19 protein-coding genes, 1 tRNA gene and 1 pseudogene are annotated in these 19611 nt (G+C 68.9%); 11 read left to right on the top strand and 10 right to left on the bottom strand.

Annotation, left to right across the window (positions count from 1 at the left end; all coding sequences use genetic code 11):
* Nucleotides 1-221: 221 nt before the first annotated feature.
* The 3 genes from R2B38_RS22190 to R2B38_RS22180 all read right to left on the bottom strand — a co-directional run bounded on the left by R2B38_RS22190 (nt 222) and on the right by R2B38_RS22180 (nt 1860).
* Complete coding sequence (locus R2B38_RS22190) at nt 222-1091, bottom strand: NUDIX domain-containing protein (protein WP_318017798.1); 870 nt, start codon at nt 1089-1091, stop codon at nt 222-224.
* 146 nt (nt 1092-1237) lie between these two features.
* Nucleotides 1238-1705, bottom strand: a complete 468-nt coding sequence (locus tag R2B38_RS22185) for a RidA family protein (protein WP_033286975.1) — start codon at nt 1703-1705, stop codon at nt 1238-1240.
* The gene (locus tag R2B38_RS22180) at nt 1702-1860 is read right to left on the bottom strand and encodes a DUF4177 domain-containing protein (protein ID WP_019063748.1); all 159 of its coding nucleotides are present in this window, start codon (nt 1858-1860) and stop codon (nt 1702-1704) included. Before R2B38_RS22180 ends, R2B38_RS22185 begins: the two co-directional genes overlap by 4 nt.
* 95 nt (nt 1861-1955) lie before the next feature.
* On the opposite strand from R2B38_RS22180, the gene R2B38_RS22175 reads away from it, so the two are divergent.
* Both R2B38_RS22175 and R2B38_RS22170 read left to right on the top strand, forming a co-directional pair.
* Nucleotides 1956-2933: an ArsA family ATPase gene (locus tag R2B38_RS22175; protein WP_318017797.1), complete on the top strand. Its 978-nt coding sequence runs from the start codon at nt 1956-1958 to the stop codon at nt 2931-2933.
* Nucleotides 2930-4369: an ArsA family ATPase gene (locus R2B38_RS22170; RefSeq protein WP_318017796.1), complete on the top strand. Its 1440-nt coding sequence runs from the start codon at nt 2930-2932 to the stop codon at nt 4367-4369. The genes R2B38_RS22175 and R2B38_RS22170 overlap by 4 nt, the downstream gene beginning before the upstream one ends.
* A 78-nt stretch (nt 4370-4447) precedes the next feature.
* On the opposite strand, the gene wblA is transcribed toward R2B38_RS22170, so the two are convergent.
* On the bottom strand, nt 4448-4786 hold the full coding sequence (gene wblA, locus R2B38_RS22165; protein WP_019063745.1) for a transcriptional regulator WblA: 339 nt from the start codon (nt 4784-4786) through the stop codon (nt 4448-4450).
* A gap of 406 nt (nt 4787-5192) precedes the next feature.
* Between wblA and R2B38_RS22160 the strand changes: the two genes are divergently transcribed.
* Nucleotides 5193-7469 carry a transglycosylase domain-containing protein gene (locus R2B38_RS22160; RefSeq protein ID WP_318017795.1) on the top strand — a complete coding sequence of 759 codons (2277 nt, stop codon included), beginning with the start codon at nt 5193-5195 and terminating at the stop codon, nt 7467-7469.
* Between the two features lie 126 nt (nt 7470-7595).
* Here R2B38_RS22160 and R2B38_RS22155 read toward each other — a convergent pair whose 3' ends face one another.
* A complete protein-coding gene (locus R2B38_RS22155) occupies nt 7596-8063 on the bottom strand; it encodes a GatB/YqeY domain-containing protein (protein WP_318017794.1) in 468 nt (155 codons plus the stop codon).
* Nucleotides 8064-8242: 179 nt separating this feature from the next.
* Here R2B38_RS22155 and R2B38_RS22150 point away from each other — a divergent pair, with 179 nt between their 5' ends.
* The 3 genes from R2B38_RS22150 to R2B38_RS22140 all read left to right on the top strand — a co-directional run bounded on the left by R2B38_RS22150 (nt 8243) and on the right by R2B38_RS22140 (nt 10423).
* Nucleotides 8243-9169 (top strand): metallophosphoesterase, encoded by a 927-nt coding sequence (locus tag R2B38_RS22150; RefSeq protein ID WP_033286970.1) that lies wholly within the window; start codon nt 8243-8245, stop codon nt 9167-9169.
* Between the two features lie 346 nt (nt 9170-9515).
* Nucleotides 9516-10295, top strand: a complete 780-nt coding sequence (locus tag R2B38_RS22145) for a Pr6Pr family membrane protein (RefSeq protein ID WP_318017793.1) — start codon at nt 9516-9518, stop codon at nt 10293-10295.
* A gap of 54 nt (nt 10296-10349) precedes the next feature.
* Nucleotides 10350-10423: transfer RNA gene (locus tag R2B38_RS22140), tRNA-Pro, on the top strand.
* Between the two features lie 77 nt (nt 10424-10500).
* On the opposite strand, the gene R2B38_RS22135 is transcribed toward R2B38_RS22140, so the two are convergent.
* Nucleotides 10501-11217 (bottom strand): hypothetical protein, encoded by a 717-nt coding sequence (locus tag R2B38_RS22135; RefSeq protein WP_318017792.1) that lies wholly within the window; start codon nt 11215-11217, stop codon nt 10501-10503.
* Between the two features lie 127 nt (nt 11218-11344).
* A pseudogene (locus R2B38_RS22130) lies at nt 11345-11455 on the bottom strand (site-specific integrase); the annotation flags it as partial.
* Nucleotides 11456-11610: 155 nt separating this feature from the next.
* Between R2B38_RS22130 and R2B38_RS22125 the strand changes: the two are divergent.
* Complete coding sequence (locus R2B38_RS22125) at nt 11611-12912, top strand: restriction endonuclease (protein ID WP_318017791.1); 1302 nt, start codon at nt 11611-11613, stop codon at nt 12910-12912.
* Nucleotides 12913-13131: 219 nt separating this feature from the next.
* On the opposite strand, the gene R2B38_RS22120 is transcribed toward R2B38_RS22125, so the two are convergent.
* On the bottom strand, nt 13132-13428 hold the full coding sequence (locus R2B38_RS22120; RefSeq protein WP_200715635.1) for a hypothetical protein: 297 nt from the start codon (nt 13426-13428) through the stop codon (nt 13132-13134).
* A 471-nt stretch (nt 13429-13899) separates the two neighbouring features.
* Nucleotides 13900-14724, bottom strand: a complete 825-nt coding sequence (locus R2B38_RS22115) for a DUF4232 domain-containing protein (RefSeq protein WP_318017790.1) — start codon at nt 14722-14724, stop codon at nt 13900-13902.
* 201 nt (nt 14725-14925) lie between these two features.
* Between R2B38_RS22115 and R2B38_RS22110 the strand changes: the two genes are divergently transcribed.
* The 4 genes from R2B38_RS22110 to R2B38_RS22095 all read left to right on the top strand — a co-directional run bounded on the left by R2B38_RS22110 (nt 14926) and on the right by R2B38_RS22095 (nt 18578).
* Nucleotides 14926-16461, top strand: a complete 1536-nt coding sequence (locus R2B38_RS22110) for a helix-turn-helix transcriptional regulator (protein ID WP_318017789.1) — start codon at nt 14926-14928, stop codon at nt 16459-16461.
* 185 nt (nt 16462-16646) lie between these two features.
* Nucleotides 16647-17012: an STAS domain-containing protein gene (locus tag R2B38_RS22105; protein WP_318017788.1), complete on the top strand. Its 366-nt coding sequence runs from the start codon at nt 16647-16649 to the stop codon at nt 17010-17012.
* Between the two features lie 64 nt (nt 17013-17076).
* Nucleotides 17077-17835, top strand: a complete 759-nt coding sequence (locus tag R2B38_RS22100; protein ID WP_318017787.1) for an ANTAR domain-containing protein — start codon at nt 17077-17079, stop codon at nt 17833-17835.
* A complete protein-coding gene (locus R2B38_RS22095) occupies nt 17832-18578 on the top strand; it encodes a GAF and ANTAR domain-containing protein (RefSeq protein ID WP_318017786.1) in 747 nt (248 codons plus the stop codon). The genes R2B38_RS22100 and R2B38_RS22095 overlap by 4 nt, the downstream gene beginning before the upstream one ends.
* Nucleotides 18579-18584: 6 nt before the next feature.
* On the opposite strand, the gene R2B38_RS22090 is transcribed toward R2B38_RS22095, so the two are convergent.
* Nucleotides 18585-19592: an acyl-CoA desaturase gene (locus tag R2B38_RS22090; protein WP_318017785.1), complete on the bottom strand. Its 1008-nt coding sequence runs from the start codon at nt 19590-19592 to the stop codon at nt 18585-18587.
* Between the last annotated feature and the right edge of the window lie 19 nt (nt 19593-19611).

Here is a 19611-nt window from a genome sequence, read left to right as displayed (position 1 = left end):
GCCTGAAGCAGGCCTACAGGGCTCGCCCTTCGGCGAACCGATCACGCGGTGGGCGTCCACCACCGAAGCGATCACGCGGCAGGCGACCACCGCCGGACCCACAGCGCGAGAAGCACCCACCGCCGGACCAGCCCCACAGCGGGCATCACCCTCCGGAGCATCTGCGCGAGAACCACCCCGCGCCGCACCCGCCGCACGGAACCCGCCCTTCCCCGAACCGGTCATGCGGGCGCCCCGCCCAAAGGAATGTGCTTCGTGAACTCCCCGTGTCCCGGCCAGGTCAGGACGACCTCGTCGGCCTCCAGGCGGGCCCGGGCGAGGACCGGGGTCAGGTCGCGTCGCGGGGCCGCCGAGAGGGCCTCCGACGCGCTGCCGTACGGGATCAGACCGCGCAGGGTCGCGATGGTGGGCGGCATCATCGTCAGGTCGCCCTTGTCGTACCCGGTCGCCGCCTCGCCCGGGGTGATCCACACCGTGCGGTCGGCCTCGGTGGAGGCGTTGCGGGTGCGCTGGCCCTCCGGGAGGACGGCGACGAAGAACCAGGTGTCGTAGCGGCGGGTCTCGAATTCCGGGGTGATCCAGCGGGCCCACGCGCCCAGCAGGTCGGAGCGCAGGACCAGGCCGCGGCGGTCGAGGAACTCCGCGAAGGACAGGTCGCGGGCGACCAGGGCGGCGCGGTCCGTCTCCCAGTCGGGGCCCGTGGTGTCGCCGACGACCGAGTCGGGGGTCGGTCCGGCGAGCAGGACGCCTGCCTCCTCGTACGTCTCCCGGACCGCCGCGCACACGATCGCCTGGGCCGCCGTCTCGTCGACTCCGAGCCGGTTCGCCCACCACGCGCGCGTGGGGCCCGCCCAGCGGACGTGGTGATCGTCGTCGCGCGGGTCGACACCGCCGCCCGGGTACGCGTACGCGCCCCCGGCGAAGGCCATGGAGGCGCGTCTGCGCAGCATGTGGACAGCGGGGCCGTTGCCGGTGTCCCTGAGGAGCATCACCGTGGCCGCCCTACGGGGCTCCACCGGCGTGAGCCGGCCCTCCGTGAGCGCCCTGATGCGCTCGGGCCACTCCGCCGGGTACCACTGACCGTTCGCCATGGGCGGAGGCTATCCCGTAGCGCGCGGATGTTCGAGAGGCAACAACACGCACCCCTGGACAGCGATAACACCCGATACGCCCTATCGCGCGCTCCGGGACAGCGACAGCGATCAAGCCGACGCGTCGGCCATCCCAGGACTGCGAACTACGCCTCTGTCAGCTCCACCTGGATCTCGACCTCGACCGGCGAGTCCAGCGGCAGTACCGCCACGCCGACCGCGCTCCGCGCGTGCACGCCCTTGTCGCCGAGGACCTCGCCGAGGAGTTCGCTGGCGCCGTTGATGACACCGGGCTGGCCGGTGAAGTCGGAGGCCGAGGCGACGAAGCCGACGACCTTCACCACGCGCGCGATGCGGTCGAGGTCACCGGTGACGGACTTGACGGCCGCGAGGGCGTTCAACGCGCAGGTGCGGGCCAGTTCCTTGGCCTCCTCCGCGGTGACCTCGGCGCCCACCTTGCCGGTGACGGGAAGCTTGCCGTCCACCATGGGCAGCTGGCCCGAGGTGTAGACGTACACCCCGGACCGCACGGCCGGCTGGTACGCGGCGAGCGGCGGGACGACCGCCGGCAGCGTCAGACCGAGCTCGGCCAGCCGGGCGTCGACGGCGCTCATGCCTTCTCCCGCTTGAGGTAGGCCACCAGTTGCTCGGGGTTGTTCGGCCCGGGCACGACCTGGACGAGCTCCCAGCCGTCCTCGCCCCAGGTGTCCAGAATCTGCTTCGTGGCGTGTACGAGAAGCGGCACTGTCGAGTATTCCCACTTGGTCATGCGGCCGACTTTAGCCGCTGCGAACCGGCCGCCGGTCGTCGCGTTATCCACAGCCTCCCGGTTGGTTCGGGCGCGGACTGGTTAGGCTCGAAGACGTGAGCAGGCTCCAGGTCGTCAGTGGCAAGGGCGGTACCGGCAAGACCACGGTGGCCGCGGCCCTCGCGCTGGCCCTGGCCACCGAGGGGAAGCGGACGCTTCTCGTCGAGGTCGAGGGTCGCCAGGGCATCGCGCAGCTCTTCGAGACGGAGACGCTGCCCTATGAGGAGCGCAAAATCGCCGTCGCTCCCGGGGGCGGGGAGGTGTACGCACTGGCCATCGACCCCGAACTGGCCCTTCTGGACTACCTCCAGATGTTCTACAAACTCGGCGGAGCCGGCCGCGCCCTGAAGAAACTCGGCGCGATCGACTTCGCCACCACGGTCGCGCCCGGCCTCCGGGACGTCCTCCTGACCGGCAAGGCCTGCGAGGCCGTACGCCGCAAGGAGAAGAGCGGACGGTTCGCCTACGACTACGTCGTGATGGACGCACCGCCCACCGGCCGCATCACCCGCTTCCTGAACGTCAACGACGAGGTCGCCGGGCTCGCCAAGATCGGCCCGATACACAATCAGGCGCAGGCGGTGATGCGGGTCCTGAAGTCCCCGGAGACGGCCGTGCACCTGGTGACGCTGCTGGAGGAGATGCCCGTCCAGGAGACCGCGGACGGCATCGCCGAACTGCGGGCGGCCCGGCTGCCGGTGGGCCGGATCATCGTGAACATGGTGCGCCCCGAGGTGCTGGACGCGGCCGACCTCGATCTCGTACGCGCCGTCCCGCGCACCGCCGTGGCGCAGGCACTGTCGTCCGCAGGCCTCGGCGGGGCCCGGCGCGGCGGCAACGCCGAGAAGCTGGTGGACCCGCTGCTCGCGCAGGCCGAGGAGTACGCCGCGCGGTACACGCTGGAGCACGACCAGCGGGCCGTACTCGGCGAGCAGGGCCTGCCGTTGCACGAACTGCCGTTGCTCACCGAGGGCATGGACCTCGGGGGCCTGTACGAACTCGCCAGCGAGCTGCGGAAGCAGGGGATGTCATGAGTCCGGACCCGGCCCGCGCAACGGACCCCGCCCGCTCGCACCACATCTCCCACGCGCGCGTGCTCGACGTGGATCCGCTGATCGACGACCCGGAGACCCGCATCGTCGTGTGCTGCGGCTCGGGCGGGGTCGGCAAGACGACCACCGCGGCCGCGCTCGGGCTGCGGGCCGCCGAGCGGGGGCGCCGGGTCGTCGTCCTGACCATCGACCCGGCCCGCAGGCTCGCCCAGTCCATGGGGATCGACTCGCTGGACAACACCCCGCGGCGCGTGAAGGGCGTCGACGGGGACGGCGAACTGCACGCCATGATGCTCGACATGAAGCGCACGTTCGACGAGATCGTCGAGGCGCACGCGGACCGCGAGCGGGCGGCCGCGATCCTCAACAACCCCTTCTACCAGTCGCTTTCGGCGGGCTTCGCGGGCACGCAGGAGTACATGGCGATGGAGAAGCTGGGCCAGCTGCGCGCCCAGCACGACTGGGACCTGATCGTCGTGGACACCCCGCCGTCCCGCTCGGCGCTCGACTTCCTGGACGCGCCGAAACGTCTCGGCTCGTTCCTGGACGGCAAGCTGATCCGGCTGCTGACCGCCCCGGCGAAGCTCGGCGGGCGGGCCGGGATGAAGTTCCTCAACGTCGGCATGTCGATGATGACCGGCACGCTCGGCAAGCTGCTCGGCGGTCAACTCCTCAAGGACATCCAGACGTTCATCGCCGCGATGGACACCACCTTCGGCGGCTTCCGCACGCGCGCGGACGCGACGTACAAGCTGCTCCAGGCGCCCGGTACGGCGTTCCTGGTGGTCGCGGCCCCGGAGCGGGACGCGCTGCGCGAGGCGGCGTACTTCGTGGAGCGGCTGGCGGCCGAGGAGATGCCGCTGGCCGGTCTGGTCCTCAACCGGGTGCACGGCAGCGGAGCCGCCCGGCTGTCGGCCGAGCGGGCACTCGCCGCCGCGGAAAATCTTGAAGAGCCCCGCATTGTCGATCAGGTGGGCGGGAAAGCTGGACTTCGTAACTCTCCCGACACGTACGGCAGTTCAGAATCTCCCGCTTCACCGCCCGCCACCGAGGCAGCGGTTCGCGCCACAGCTCCTGACGAAGGCTCCCCCGCCGACACGGACCAGGAGCGGTCCGCCGCCACGGACGACACCGACGGCACTGACGACACGGAAGGTCGGCCGACCGACGATCAGCCAGCCGACGACGAGCGATCCGTCGACCAACTCACCGCGGGCCTGCTGAAGTTGCACGCCGAGCGGATGCGCCTGCTCTCACGTGAGCAGCGCACACGTGACCGCTTCACGGCGCGCCACCCGGAGGTGGCAGTCGCCGAAGTGGCCGCGCTGCCCGGCGATGTACACGACCTCGCGGGGCTGCGGGACATCGGGAACCGGCTCGCGGCCGGTCGGCCGGAGCTGCCCGAGACGAAGGTCTGACGCACGCCCCGGGACGCAACTCCCCGGGCGGGTACCCCGGGGATCGCCCGGGGTCGATCGGCCCCTACGGGACCGGCGTCAGCCCACCGCCGCGTAGTTCTCGTAGATCTCGTCGTCGTCGAGGGGGATGATGCCGACCCCTCGTTCGTACTCGATACGCGCGGTCTCCAGTAGCCGGCGCCATGAAGTGACAGTGGGCCGCCTGCGCAGCAGTGCGCGGCGCTCCCGCTCCGTCATTCCTCCCCATACGCCGAATTCGACGCGGTTGTCGAGCGCATCGGCGAGGCACTCCGTGCGTACCGGACATCCGGTGCACACTGCCTTCGCCCTGTTCTGCGCTGCTCCTTGAACGAACAGTTCATCCGGATCGGTAGTGCGGCAGGCCGCCTGCGCACTCCAGTCGGTAACCCAGCCCATACCGGCGCCGTCCTCTCCCGAATCGAGGCTCCCCCACGGCGGCAGCGGCATATTCACCGCCGCCAGTTGAGGACGTTACGGAAGGTGGGCACAGCGCAACACCCCCTTCGGGCCCAATCTTGAATGGCCCGAACGGACTATGGGTAAGCGGCAGATCACCCGGGGGAGTGAGCTGACGACATGCGTGACTTTCCCGGCAAAGCGGGACAGTTGACATGCGCCACAAGGGGCACCAGGTGACACAGGAGGCGGATTCGGACACGCCTCCGACAAATAATCCGGAACGACCGGAACGATTCGGGGTCGCCGGACGTATTGATACGTGACCGCGCTGCTGTGACAGTTGAGAGCAGCTTAGGCCAACGCCTATACACGTGTCCGGCGAATGAGAACGTAGGCTGCCCCCATGCCAAAAAAGCGCTCGGGTGGTGGTCTGTCCCCTCTGCAACAGGCCACCAAGTTCCTCGGTGTCAGTGTGCTCGCCGGTGCCGTCATGGCGGGTATCGCGTTGCCCGCGGCCGGCGCGCTGGGACTCGCCGCCAAGGGGTCGGTCCAGGGGTTCGACGACATCCCGGACAGTCTGAAGAGCCCTCAGCTCAGCCAGCGCACCACGATCCTGGACAGCAAGGGCAACCAGATCGCCTCGGTCTACTCCCGTGACCGCACGGTGGTGGAGCTCAAGGACATCTCGCCGTACATGCAGAAGGCGATCGTCGCGATCGAGGACTCGCGCTTCTACCAGCACGGCGCGATCGACCTGAAGGGCGTCCTGCGCGCGCTGAACAAGAACGCGCAGAGCGGCGGGGTCTCCCAGGGCGCCTCGACCCTCACCCAGCAGCTGGTGAAGAACTACTTCGTGGAGGAGGCCGGTGACGACCCGACGAAGGTCGCGCAGGCCACGCAGCAGACGCTCGGCCGCAAGGTCAAGGAACTGAAGTACGCGATCCAGATCGAAGAGAAGCTCGGCAAGAAGAAGATCCTCGAGAACTACCTGAACATCACCTTCTTCGGAGAGCAGGCCTACGGCGTCGAGGCCGCGTCCGAGCGCTACTTCTCCAAGCACGCCAAGGACCTGAACCTCCAGCAGTCGGCACTCCTCGCGGGCATCGTCCAGTCGCCCACGCGCTACGACCCGATCAACGACGAGGCCGAGGCCAAGAAGCGGCGCAACACCGTGCTGGCCCGCATGGCCGAGGTCGGCGACATCTCCAAGGCGGACGCGCTCAAGGCCGAGCAGAGCGACCTGGGCCTCAAGGTCAGCCAGCCGAAGAACGGCTGCATCACCGCGGTCAAGGGCGCCAGCTTCTTCTGCAAGTACGTCGAGAAGGTCTTCCTGAGCGACCCGGTCTTCGGCAAGACCAAGGAGGCCCGGGCGAAGATCTGGAACCAGGGCGGCCTGACGATCCGTACGACGCTGGACCCGCAGGCGCAGGACTCGGTGCAGGCCTCGCTCAAGGACCACATCTACAAGTCGGACTCGGTCGCCGCGGCGGCCACCCTCGTCGAGCCCGGCACCGGCAAGATCCTCGGAATGGGCCAGTCGAAGCCGTACGGCTACGGCAAGAACGAGACCGAGTACAACTACTCGGTCAACGCCGACATGGGCGGCTCGAACTTCGGCTTCCCGACCGGTTCGACGTTCAAGCCGTTCGTCGCGGCGGCCGCGCTGGAGCAGGGCCTGCCGGCCACCCAGCAGTACCCGGCGCCGTACTCGATGGACTACCCGAGCCCCGTCTCGACCTGCAGCGGCAAGAACTGGGTCAACACCGACGGCGCGACGGTGGAGAACGAGAGCGAGTCGGAGAAGGGTCCGTACGCGCTGAAGGAGGCGATGGCCAAGTCGGTCAACACCTACTTCGTGCAGATGATCTCCGACATCGGTCTGTGCCCCGTGGTGAACATGACCAACAAGCTCGGGGTCGTGCAGGGCAACGGCGACAAGATCCCCGAGGTCCCGGCCATCGCGCTCGGTTCCAAGGGCCTCTCGCCGCTGACGATGGCCTCCGCGTACGCGGCCTTCGCCAACGAGGGCACGTACTGCACCCCGATCGCCATCGAGTCCATCACCCAGAAGGTGGGCAACGAGCAGAAGTCGCTCGCCGTCCCCAAGTCGACCTGCACGCGCGCGATGAGCAAGAAGACCGCCGACACGATCAACACCGTGCTGCGCGGTGTGGTCGACTCCGGCACCGGCCAGGAGGCCGGCCTCACCGACCGCGAGAGCGCCGGTAAGACGGGTACGACGGACGCGCGCAAGAACGCCTGGTTCGTCGGCTACACCCCGAACCTGGCCGGCGCGGTCTGGGTCGGCAGCCCCAAGCAGAACGTCGAGATGACCAGCATCCGCATCGGCGGCGTCTGGCACGACGAGGTCTACGGCGCCGACACCCCCGGCCCGATCTGGAAGGACGCCATGACCGGCGCCCTGGAGGGCAAGCAGGTCGAGAACTTCCAGCTCGTCAACATCCCGGACCCCGTCAAGAAGGACAAGGGCAACGACGGCGGCAAGAACAACGACAACGGGGGCAACGACAACGGCGGCCTGACCACCGACGGCGGCACCACCGGCACGACCGACGGCGGCACCACCCCGACCCCGACGTTCTCGTTCCCCGACGGCTTCATCCAGGGCAACGACAACGGCGGGAACAACGGCAACGGGAACGGCGGCAACAGGGGCTGACACCCCGGCGGTCGGCAGTTCTCCTGCCCTCTTCGTCTGCTTCTTCGTCTACGACGACGGGGGCGCCCCTGGTGAAAAGGGGCGCCCCCGTCGTCGTAGACAGATGTGTTGCTCCAGGGGGTCGGTTCAGCCGGCGAGGAGCTTCTTCACCACGGCGGCGACGCGGCCGCCCTCGGCCAGGCCGGCGACCTTCGGGTTCACGATCTTCATGACGGCGCCCATCGCGCGCGGGCCCTCGGCGCCGGCCGTCCTGGCCTCCTCGACGGCCTGGGTGACGATCGCGGTCAGCTCCTCGTCGCCGAGCTGCTTGGGCAGGTACTCGGCGAGGATCTCGCCCTCCGCCGTCTCCTGCGCGGCCGACTCGGGGCGGCCGCCCTGCGCGAAGGCGTCCGCGGCCTCGCGGCGCTTCTTCGCCTCCTTGGTGATCACCTTGAGGACCTCGTCGTCGGAGAGCTCGCGCTTCTCCTTGCCCGCGACCTCCTGATTGGTGATCGCGGAGAGCGTCAGCCGGAGCGTGGAGGAGCGCAGCTTGTCGTGCGCCTTGATCGCGGCGTTGAGGTCTTCCTGCAGCTTCGCCTTGAGCGTGGTGGTCATGGGTCCGATTCTCGCAGGTGCGTGAGTCCGGCCGCCCGCGGATTTAAGGGGGTTGCTTGAGGGACTGCTTGAGGGGCTGCTTGAGGAACCATTTGAGGAGCTGCCTGGGGGGGCGCCTGAGGGGCTTCTTAAGTGGCCGTGGCCGACGGGGTGTCAGTGGGGTCTGACACCATGGCGGTATGCGCGCGCGATACGGAGTACCCCTGGGAATTGCGGCGGCCGGTGCCGCCGGTCTGGTCTACGCGGCGGGCTTCGAGGTCCGCTCCTTCCGGCTGCGCCGGGTGACGGTCCCGGTGCTGCCGGCCGGCATGCGCCCGCTCAGAGTCCTCCAGGTCTCCGACATCCACATGGTCGGCGGCCAGCGCAAGAAGCAGCGCTGGCTGCGCTCGCTCGCGGGACTGCGCCCCGACTTCGTGATCAACACCGGCGACAACCTCTCCGACCCGGAGGCCATCCCCGAGGTCCTGGACGCGCTCGGCCCGCTGATGGACTTCCCGGGCGCGTACGTCTTCGGCTCGAACGACTACTACGGCCCCACACCCCGTAACCCCGCCCGGTACCTGTTCGAGAAGACCGCGGGCCGCCACGGTCTGAACGGCAACCCGCCCGTCGTAGGCGCCGTCCACATCCCGTGGGAGGACCTGCGGGACGGTTTCGACGCGGCGGGCTGGCTGAACCTCACGAACACACGGGGCACGCTGAAACTCGAGGGCGCGTCCGTGGAGTTGACCGGCCTGGACGACCCGCACATCAAACGCGACCGCTACGCGCGCGTGGCCGGCGGCCCGTCCGACGACGCCGACTTCTCGATGGCCGTGGTGCACGCGCCGTACCTCCGCGCCCTGGACGCGTTCGCGGCGGACGGCTACCCCCTGATCCTCGGCGGCCACACGCACGGCGGCCAACTGTGCATCCCGTTCTACGGCGCGCTGGTCACGAACTGCGACCTGGACACGGACCGGGTGAAGGGGCTGTCCCGGCACACGGCGGAGGGGCGGACGTCGTATCTCCATGTGTCGGCGGGGTGCGGGACCAATCGGTATACGCCGGTGCGGTTCGCTTGTCCGCCGGAGGCGACGTTGTTGACGTTGGTGGGGCGGGAGTAGGTAGTCGGGGGTGGGTGGGGGCGCGGGGGGAGTTGGGGGTTTCTGGGAGGGCTGGGGGGCCGGGGGTTCCTGGGGAGGCTGGGGGTTCCTGGGGAGGCTGGGGGTGTCGAGGGGGGCTGGGGGTGCCGGGGACCGGGGGTTCCAGGGGGGCTGGGGGTGCCGGGAGGGATGCCGGGCGGGGCCGGGGTTTCCAGGGGGCTGATGGTTCCGGTGGGGGTGCCGGGGGTTCCAGGGGGCCGGAGTGGACGGGGGCTTCTGCGGGGTCCTCGTGGAGTCGCGGTCGCCGGGGTAGCTCGTCCAGCTCACCCGTATCGCCCGATTCGTCCCCACTGCCTAGCGTGAGGGCATGACCGCCCCGATACCCAGGGACATCCCGGACCTCCCCGCGGTACCCGGTATGCCCGCGCTGTTCGCCTCACCCGTTCCCGCCACCGCGGTGGTGGCCCCGTACCGTCGCCCGCTGGCGGCGGCGTACCGACTGCTGGTCGCGCTCGTGGCGGCAGCGGCGGTGACCGTCGACCTGTTCCTCGGCAGCCCGATCCGGGTGCTGACGTACTTCACGATCCAGAGCAACATCCTGCTGGCCCTGGTCATGATCGCCACGGCCCGCCGCGCCTGGACGGCCCGTCGCCCCGTCTCCCCCCTGGTCACGGGCGCGGCACTGCTGTACATCACGATCACCGGCCTGGTGTACCACCTGATCCTGGCGCACGCGTCGAGCCCGTTCGCGATGACGGGCGGAACCGTCAGCGGCTGGCAGGCGGTGACGAACCAGGTCCTGCACACGGCGATCCCGATCGCGGCGGTGGTCGACTGGCTGTTCCTGACCGCCCCCGGCCGGCTGCATCTGCGGATGGCGGCGACGTGGCTGCTGTACCCGATGACGTACCTGGCGGTGTCGTTGGGCCGGGGCGAGCTGATCCTCCCCGGTACACCGGGCCGCTACCTCTACTCGTTCCTGGACGTCGAACGGCACGGCTACAAGAGCGTCCTGGGCAACGCCCTCCTCCTCGGCCTCGCCTTCTACGCCCTCTCCGTCCTCCTCGTGGCCCTCGACCACGCCCGCCCGAACCCCATCCGCCACCGCGCCAAAACCGGATTTCGTCTCCAGCCACCGGTGGGCTAAAGTAAACGACGTCGCCGCGATGAGCAGCAACACTGGCAAGATGAGTGGCGACATCGGGGTGTAGCGCAGCTTGGCAGCGCGCTTCGTTCGGGACGAAGAGGTCGTGGGTTCAAATCCCGCCACCCCGACAGCCAAATAGCAGTTCAGAGGGCCCTCACCGATTCGGTGAGGGCCCTCTGGCGTTGCTGCGTGTCTAACTGCGTGACTATGCGTCGCCACCAGGTTCGCAGGAACCATCAGCCGATCCAGCACCATGGTTCTGCTGGTGGGCCTCCCTGCGCTGCCTGACTTCCTCCATCCGACGGGATCGTGTCGCTGCGATGGCCTGCTGGTTGGCCTCTTGGTAGTAGCCGGTAAGGTCCCGCAGCCCTTTGCTCACCTTGTCGAGACGATCTTCGAGTGGCTTGGTGGCACGCTGCCCGACCAAGGTTTCGCTCAATACCTCAAGATCAACGGTGTACTTAAGCTCTTCCACCGGTCCCATAGGGCCGTCACCGTGGACGGTGAACTCGAACAACATCGGAAGATCCGACTCGAACCTCCGGACGGCAGAATCGAAGAAGTACACCAGCCTCCGACCAGGAGGCATCATCGCGATCGGGCGGGCGATCACCTGCGCCAGCGCCTCACCCACGTCGTCCCCTTGGGTTGATGTCAGATCCGGAGTCACAGCTATTCTGACGTTGCGAGCAAGAGTGGGACCCACGTTCTGAATGATGAGCCCCAACAGGAGGGATCCAGCTTCGTGAAGCTGGATGTCCACGATGACGTAGGGCTCGTTCTGCTCACGATGCACTCGTCGGGCAACTTCAAGCTGTCCCTCGGCCGAGCGTGCTTGTGACCGTGCGTATTTCATGGCCCAAGCAGCGGCGAGGAACGCCAAGACAGACACAACGAGGGACCGATGCTCAGCCTTCACCACGGCAGGACATGTAGGCGGGCAGTCGCTGTGCGGCACTTCGAAACTTGGTGAGCACAGCCCCCCTTGGCACAGAGAAGGGTGGAACCCGCGGTGAGACGGTTTCCACCCTGTAGGACTACCGATGACGTCAGTCCGTAGTGAAGATGCTGTCCATCACAACGGCACCGGTCTGGATCACGGGTCGGATCTGCTTCCGGTAGACCTCCTCGGTCACCGCGGTACCTGAGTGCCCGACGAGCGCAGCGGACAAGCTTCACATGGAGGCTCTTGGCACGAGTTGTCTCGCGCTCAGCTTCCGTGAAGGCTGATGTGGCGCAGGCACCAGGTGCCTTGCGAGCGTTCGCCCCTGCCACGACGTGTAATGATCACTCGAGGGTCTTGGGGAGGGTTGCCATGGGAGAGATGCTGCGGGTCGGACAGGTGCTGCGCTACTCCAGTGCCAAGGATCCAACCGAACCCGTGCTCAACGGGTACGCGAACTTCCACTACGTGACAGATGCTCATGGTCACAAGAAGGCACTTCTCGAGTCCGGCATCAATGGCATGGCGAAGGTCTCGGTGAGCGGGCGGCAGCGACGGCCGGCGATCCTGATCCGTTCTAGCCCGTGGAAGGCTGGCAGCGAACAGACGCCGTGGCACGACGTGTTCGACATGGACAACGGCCACGTGCGCTACTTCGGGGACCACAAGGCCGGGCTCATCAAGCCCCCTGGAACCACCACCGGAAACGCCGCCCTTCTCGACGCCTTTACCGAGCATCAGGCACCGACACCGGAGGAACGAGCCGGCGCAGCCCCTCTGCTGCTGTTCCGCGCGGTGTCACGCAATGGCAAGGTCAAGGGGTTCGTCGAGTTCTGTGGACTCGGGGTCATAGAGCGGGCCGAACGGATCGTTCAGTGGGCGGGACACGAGCACACCACGTTCACCAACTACGTTTACGACATTGCCCTGATCGATCTAGCCGCTGAGAACGATCAGGTCGACTGGGACTGGGTCACCGCGCGGCGTAGTTCGTCGGTCTCTGAACAGGAAGCCCTTACCAAGGCGCCCCGCGCCTGGCGGGAGTGGGTCAAGCGGGGGCACTCCGCTCTGCCGCGGGTCCGCCGGCGCGTAGCTCGGGCACAGGTCACAAAGGTGCGCGATCAGCGACCTGTACCTGGCAGCCAGCGGGATAGCGACCTGCGGTTCATCTATGAGCAGTTCGACAAGCGCAAGCACGATTTCGAGGCTGTCGCCTCTGCGGTCGCCGCCCGGGTACTGAGGGGCTCGGGGCACAACTACCGCGAGGGATGGATCACCCGGCGCTCTGGAGACGGCGGTGCGGATTTCGTCGGGCGCATCGACCTTGGGTCAGGCCTCGCTGGCACCAGCCTCGTCGTGCTCGGTCAAGCCAAGTGCATTCGCCCTGACAGCCTGGTGTCTGCTGAACAGATCGCACGCGTCGTTGCACGCCTACGCCGCGGCTGGATCGGCATATACGTCACCACTGGAGCCTTCTCGGAGCCAGCCCAACTCGAGATGGTGGAAGACCAGTACCCCATCGTCCTCGTCAGCGGGATGGATCTCGCCCGTGAGCTGCGCAGTATGGCCCGCGACGATCACGGCAACGACCTTGCGGCTTGCTTGAACCACATCCTCTATGCCCAGGGCGTGCCAATCACCAGTCGTCGCCCCGAAGAGATCCTTCTTGAGTGAAGGGTGACAGCCAGCTTGCGTCTCTACATGCTGTACCAAAAGTCAGCCTCCGGACCTGCGGACCATTCGTGGACAGGTCTCGATCAACTTACTGGCCGTACGGCCGTGACCAGGTGGAACGCGGAGAACCGAAGGACCCTCCGGAGTCGTGTGCACACCCTCTAAGTTTCAATTTGCTGGCCAAGGACCTGCAGTCAGGCCCAGATGGGGAAGAGTTGTTCAGCCGGTGATGGCAGCACGGCCGAGCTTTTTGAGTACGTCCTCAGTCGACAGCTGTGAGTCTCGCAACTTCTCGTATCCGGCAACGACCTCATCCGGGTCCAAGCCTGCCGCTTTCGCCTCGCTACGCAGGTCAGCAAGGTCGATGGCATCCCTAAGCGCCTGCTTGGCGGCCTCGGCGTCCTCATGCTGCAGCCGCTTGGCCGCTTCCTGCTGACCACGCTTCCACATGTACCAACCTCCGCCGGTTCCGCCTGCCACGAGGGCACCAGCAGCGGCGAAGAAGAGAATGGGCATTTCGGATCCTTTCGTTGCCATTCATAGGCTGCCAGGTCCGTGCCATCATCACGGGCGATTCAGCGAAAAATGGCGATCTAGCTCCTACGCCCACCACCGGACGTCGCTGCCGGAACAAGGCGCTGAAGGGCACGGCACGCTGTTACCTCCATCAAGGCAAGTGGGCCGAAACGCGGCCGCGCCGAGCTGAACAAGAGGGCACGCAAGCGCCGCGAGAAGATGGGTCAGCGATACGGGGTGAGTTTCTAACTGCGTGACAACGCCAGCGAACAACGGCGGACGAGCGCGAACGGCTGCGGACCATCAACGCAGGTGACAACCGCACCGGCCCAAGGTAGGGCGCCCACTCAAGTTGCTTCAGGACGAAGAGGCCATGGGTTCAAATCCCGCCCCCCGACAGCCAGATAGCAGTCCAGCGGGCCGGTACTGATCCCAGTACCGGCCCGCTGACGTTCTCGGCTCCCCTCCCCCTCAGTACATCAACGCATCCTGCGCATCCGCCACCCAGTAAGTCACCTTCAGCGAGTCATCCACGTACACCCCCTTCGCCAGCAGTGCCGGAGTCGCCGCCGGGCTGATGCTGTTGTTGTCGCGGTCGAAGAAGTAGACGGAGAGGGACTTGGCGGTGCGGCCGTTGGTGCCGGAGCCGTTGTCTCCGCCGGCGAGGGCTACGCCGGCGTAGCCCGACTCGCCCGGGGCGAGGGTGGTCACCGCCTGGGGCTGGGAGTCCTTGATGACCGGGGGTACCGACTGGGCGTCGTCGAAGTTGACGGCCGGGTAGTAGTAGAGGTCGCAGGTCTTGGAACCCGTGTTGGTGACGGTGAGCAGCATGTGGTTGATGGGGCGTGAGACCGTCTGGGCGGTGACCTTGGTGTTGGCGCCGCTGCACGGGACCCTGCTGGCGGTCGTGTCCGAACCGGAGTCCGAGCCCGAACCGGAGCCCGAGCCCGATGCGGAACCTGAGCCGGAGCCCGATCCCGCGCCCCCGCCCGCCTTGCTGCCGCCCGAGCCCGTGCCGCTGCCCGTCGACGTACCGCCCGACGTCGAACCCGTCGAACCCGTCGAGCCCGTCGAACCCGTCGAGCCCGTCGAACCCGTCGAGCCGGTCGAACCCGTCGAACCCCCCGCCTTCGTCCCGGACGGTGCCGGCGTCGTCACCGTGGAGGACGTCGGGTTGGCCGCGCCCTCGTCCTGTACTCCCAGCTTGTCGTTGCAGGCGGTGAGCGAGAGCGCGGCGAGGGCGACCGTGGCGGCGGCGAAGAGGCGGGTGCGGGGACGGGCGGTGAACGCGGACATGGCTGGTGTGCCTTTCGGAAGGAGGGAAGTCGCCGTCGCCCAACCGGTCGGCGGGCGGCGTGCTTTGATGACCGCAGCTTGTGCCGCCTTCCGTCCCACCCGCTACGACAGCCGGGATCTACGGGAACCTGGAACGTTCGCACCGGCTCTTACCTGGGGGAACAGTGACCCCCTGGAACGCTCGACTGGAATGGGGGCAGGGTGGCAGGGCCTGAGGAGACCGCCGATTTCGCGGCGCTGATACGGGAGCTCAAGGACCGTTCGGGGCTGAGCTACGGCGTGCTCGCGAAGCGGCTGCACATGAGTACGTCGACGTTGCACCGGTACTGCAACGGCGATGCCGTACCCACCGAGTACGCCCCCGTGGAGCGGTTCGCCCGGCTCTGCAAGGCGACCCCGGACGAGCTCGTCGAGGCACACCGCCGGTGGATCCTGGCCGACGGGGCACGCCAGCGGGAGCGGAAGGCCGCGGCAGCCGGGGCAGCCACAGCGACAGTCCCGGCCGCTACGACAGCCCCAGCCGCTGCGGCAACCCCGGCGACCTCAGCGACCTCAGCGACCTCAGCGACCTCAGCGACCTCAGCGACCTCAGCGACCTCAGCGACCTCAGCGACCTCAGCGACCTCAGCGACCAACACGAACACCCCCGCCCCCGCCCCCGCCATCCCCTCCGCCTTCACTCCCCCCGACACCGAGCCCCCCACCACACCCATCCCCACCCCCGAGGCAAGCCCCGCCACCCCGCCCCCACCCGGCCCGAATCCCCCGACGGCAAGCCACCCCACCCCCGACCCCACCCCCCGCAACGACACCCGCACCCGCACCCGCCGCCGCACCACCCTCCTCACAGCCGCCGCCGTAGCCGTGGTCCTCGCCGCCACCGCCCTCGTCCCCCGTCTCCTCTCCGGCGACGACAACAGCGGCGACCGCAAGCAGGAAGCCGGTTCCGTGACCTCCACCGGAAACGGCAGCTCCGGCCCCTCCCCGTCGTCGAAGTCGACGGCGACCTCCTCCCCCTCCCCCTCCACCTCGCCCTCCGACAGCGCCAAGCCCTCCCACTCCGCCACCGCGAAGACCGGCACGTCCGCCACCCCGGGCGACAAGGCCGGCGGCGGCGCGGCAACCGCCGCCGTCCCGCTGACGGTCACCTCACGGCCGTACGCCTGGGAGAGTCCGTGCAGTCAGACCTACCTGGTCGACGAGGACGCGGCGAAGGTGCCGCCGCCGCCCACCGAGCAGGACGCCCCGAGCTGGGTGAGCGCGCTGGGGGCGGTCTCCGCGGACAGTCAGTATCTTGAGCTGACCGTTCAGGGGACCGGGGAGGAGACCGTCGTACTCCAGTCGCTGAACGTGCGCGTCGTGCAGAGCGGGACGCCGCTCGCCTGGAACGCGTACACCATGGGGTATGTCGGGGTCGGCTGCGGCGGCGGGGTGCCCACGCACTCCTTCGACGTCGGGCTGGACGCGACGCGGCCGGTGGCCACGCCGAAGTCCGGGCAGACCGGGCTGCCGTACAAGGTGAGCGAGAGTGACCCCGAGGTCCTGTACATCACCGCCGGCGCGGCCTCGCACGATGTGCGCTGGTACATGGAGCTGGCGTGGACGAGCGGGACCCGGCACGGGGTGCTGCGCATCGACGACCAGGGGAAACCGTTCCACACCAGCGGGATGAGCGGGCGGCCGCGCTACGGCTATTCCCTCGACGACAGCGAGTGGGTACCGCATCAGGCCGACTGACGCGGGCACAAGGCCGAAATCGGTGCTCATTAGCCGGAAACGGCTCCCGGCGTCCCCGTCCCCGGCAGTACGCTCGTCCTACGGCAGCCCCGGACCCCGGCCCTCTCCGTGCAGTCTCGTTCCGCGCAACAGAGGCCCTGCGCAAGAAGGCGAAAGCCACTCTCTTACAGGGGAGATGGGGGCACATGGGCCTGCGTCCTGAGCTGATCGACGAACTACGGGTGGTCCGGGCGAGCGGTGAGCTCGATCTGGTGACCGTTCCGGCTTTCGCACAGGAGCTCAAGGAAGCCCGGCACGGCACGGGGCGGCTCTTCCTCGTCGTCGATCTGCTCGACGTGACCTTCATGGACGGCAGTGTTCTGGACCCGCTGAGCGCGGCCTGGGAGGAGTGCCGTGGGCGGCTCGGGTGGCTGCGCGTCGTGCACTCCCGGCCGGGGTCGCTGGTGTTCCGGGCCGCCGGTCTGGTGGGGCGGTTTCCGCGGTACGCGAGTGTGCGGGACGCCCGCGAGGGCGTGCTCGCCGACGGCGCGTCGGAGCGCCGGGCCACGTAGGGTACGGCAGACGTCGGTCGGCGCGTCGTCTCGAAGCGTCCCGGCGGCCGCGGAACGGAGCACGGTGATCAGCGACGGCATGGCCGAAGTCCTGCGGTCGCTGCGCCTCGGTGAGGGCGGCGATCCGGCGCAGGCCTGCGCCCGGGCGCTGGGTGCCGAGGGCGTCGCGCTGTCGCTGCTGGTCGGCGCCGACCGCACGGCCGAACCCCTGTGGTGCCATCCCGAGCTGAGCGCCCGTTTCGAGGAGCTCCAGTTCACGCTGGGCGAGGGCCCGGGCCCGGAGGCCGTCCGCACCGGTTCGCCCGTGCTGGAGCCGGACCTGGACCGGGTACGCCCCGAGCGCTGGCCGGTGCTGCTGCCGGCCGCGCGCGACCTGGGCGTCCAGGGCGTGTGCGGGTTCCCGCTGGGCTTCGGCGCGATCCGGGTCGGCGTCCTGACCGTGCTGTGCGCCGGGGACAGACGGGTCAGCGAGCAGCAGTACGCCGACGCCACCTCCCTCACGGCCGCGCTGACCGGCACGTTCCTGAACGGGAACGGGCACGCGAAGGGCATCGCCCCGGGCCCGGCCGCGATGCCGGACTGGCCGACCGGGCTCAACCGCCCCGTCGTGCACCAGGCCACCGGAATGATCAGCGTCCAGCTGGGCGTGCCCATGCAGGAGGCGCTGTTGCGCCTGCGGGCCCACGCCTACGGCAGTGAACGCCCCCTGGGGGAAGTCGCGGCGGACGTGGTCGCGCGCCGGCTCCGCTTCGGGGGCGAATGGGACGACGAATGGGACGACGATAAGAGCGGGCCGTATTCGCCCGACACTGGAAAGGGATGATCGCCATGGCCCGCGAACGACGTCTGGCCGAGATCTTCGTGGAGGTCGCGGACTCCCTGGTCGAGGACTTCGACGTCATCGACCTGCTGCACCGGCTGTCCTCGCGCTGCGTCGAGCTGCTCGACGTGTCGGCGGCCGGGATTCTCCTCGTCGACGCGCACGGCGAACTACAGATCATCGCCGCCTCGGACGAGCACACCCGCCTGCTGGAGCTCCTCGCGCTCCAGCACGACCAGGGCCCGTGCGTCGAGTGCTACCGCACCGGCGCCGCCCGCACCAACATCGACCTGACGCGGGCGGAGGTGACCGCGGCCTGGCCGCGCTTCGCGGCGCAGGCCCGCGCGACGGGCTACGTCACCACGCACGCCATCCCGCTCCGGCTGCGCAACCGCGTCGTCGGCGCGCTCAACCTCTTCCAGACCACCCCGCACCGCCTGGGCGACGACGACATCGCCCTCGCCCAGGCCCTCGCCGACGTGGCCACCATCGCCGTACTCCAGCAGCGCACCCTGGAGCAGTCGCACGTCGAGAACAGCCAGCTGCAGAACGCGCTGACCAGCCGCATCCTCGTCGAGCAGGTCAAGGGCGTGCTGGCGGAGCGCTGGAACACGTCCGTCGACGACGCCTTCGCCGCCTTCCGGTCCTACGCCCGTGCCCGCCATCTGCGCCTGTCGGACCTCGCGGCGCAGATCATCGAGGGCGACTTCGACACCCGGATCATCCCGCCGCCGCGGCCGTCGTAGCCCAGCTCACGCGCGCCGGGCGGCGACCCGGTCCGCGGTCGGCCAGTGCACGTCGTAGGCCCAACCGGCGCGCTCCATCAGGCGGATGACGGCGGCCGACGGGTCGATCTGGCCGCGGTCGACGCCGTGCCGGGCGCTGGTGGGGTCGGCGTGGTGGAGGTTGTGCCAGCTCTCGCCGAAGGAGAGCAGGGCCAGCGGCCACAGGTTGGTGGCGCGGTCGTGGCGCCGGGTGCGGAACGGCCGCTCACCGATCATGTGGCACAGCGAGTTGACGCTCCAGGTGACGTGGTGGAGCAGCGCGATCCGCACAAGTCCCGCCCACAGCAGGCCCGTTACCCCGTACAGCCAGCTGCCGCCGATCGCCCAGCCGAGGCCGAACGGCAGCGCGAGGGTGAGCAGGCACAGCCACGGGAAGGCGCGGGAGACGGCCCGGATGTCGGGGTCGGCGACGAGGTCGGGGGCGTAACGCTCGGGCGGTGTCTGCTCGTTGCGGAACAGCCAGCCGACATGGGCGTCGAACAGCCCGTGCAGCTGGCCGCGCAGGTGCGTGCCGTAGCGGTACGGCGAGTGCGGGTCGCCGGGCCGGTCGGTGAAGGCGTGGTGGCGGCGGTGGGTGGCGACCCAGCCGATGACATCGCCCTGGAAGCTCATCGACCCGGCCACCGCGAGCGCGACGCGCACGGGCCGGATCGCGCGGTACGAGCCGTGGGTGAGTCCGCGGTGGAAGCCGACCGTGACGCCGAGACCCGTGATCGTGTAGAGGACGACCGCGAGCACGATGTCGACGGGGTGGATCAGCCGCCCCCACAGCAGCCAGCCGGCCAGGCCGAGCCCCACGAACGGCAGGACGACGATCGCCGCGGTGACGCCGACGTAGATCCGGTCCCCGCTGTCCCGCACCGGCGCGGGACTCTCGTCGGGCGGGAAGGGGGAGGTGCCGTCGTAGGGGGCGGGCGGCGGCGGGTCGGTGCCCGCCGGGATCCCCGTCGTGGACGGGGTGGAGATGGTCGACATGCCGGGACTCCTCGGCCTC

The sequence above is a fragment of the Streptomyces sp. N50 genome, from assembly GCF_033335955.1.
Classification (GTDB): domain Bacteria; phylum Actinomycetota; class Actinomycetes; order Streptomycetales; family Streptomycetaceae; genus Streptomyces.
The sequence above is the reverse complement of the archived record's forward strand: the minus strand, read 5'-3'. Positions and strand labels throughout refer to the sequence as shown.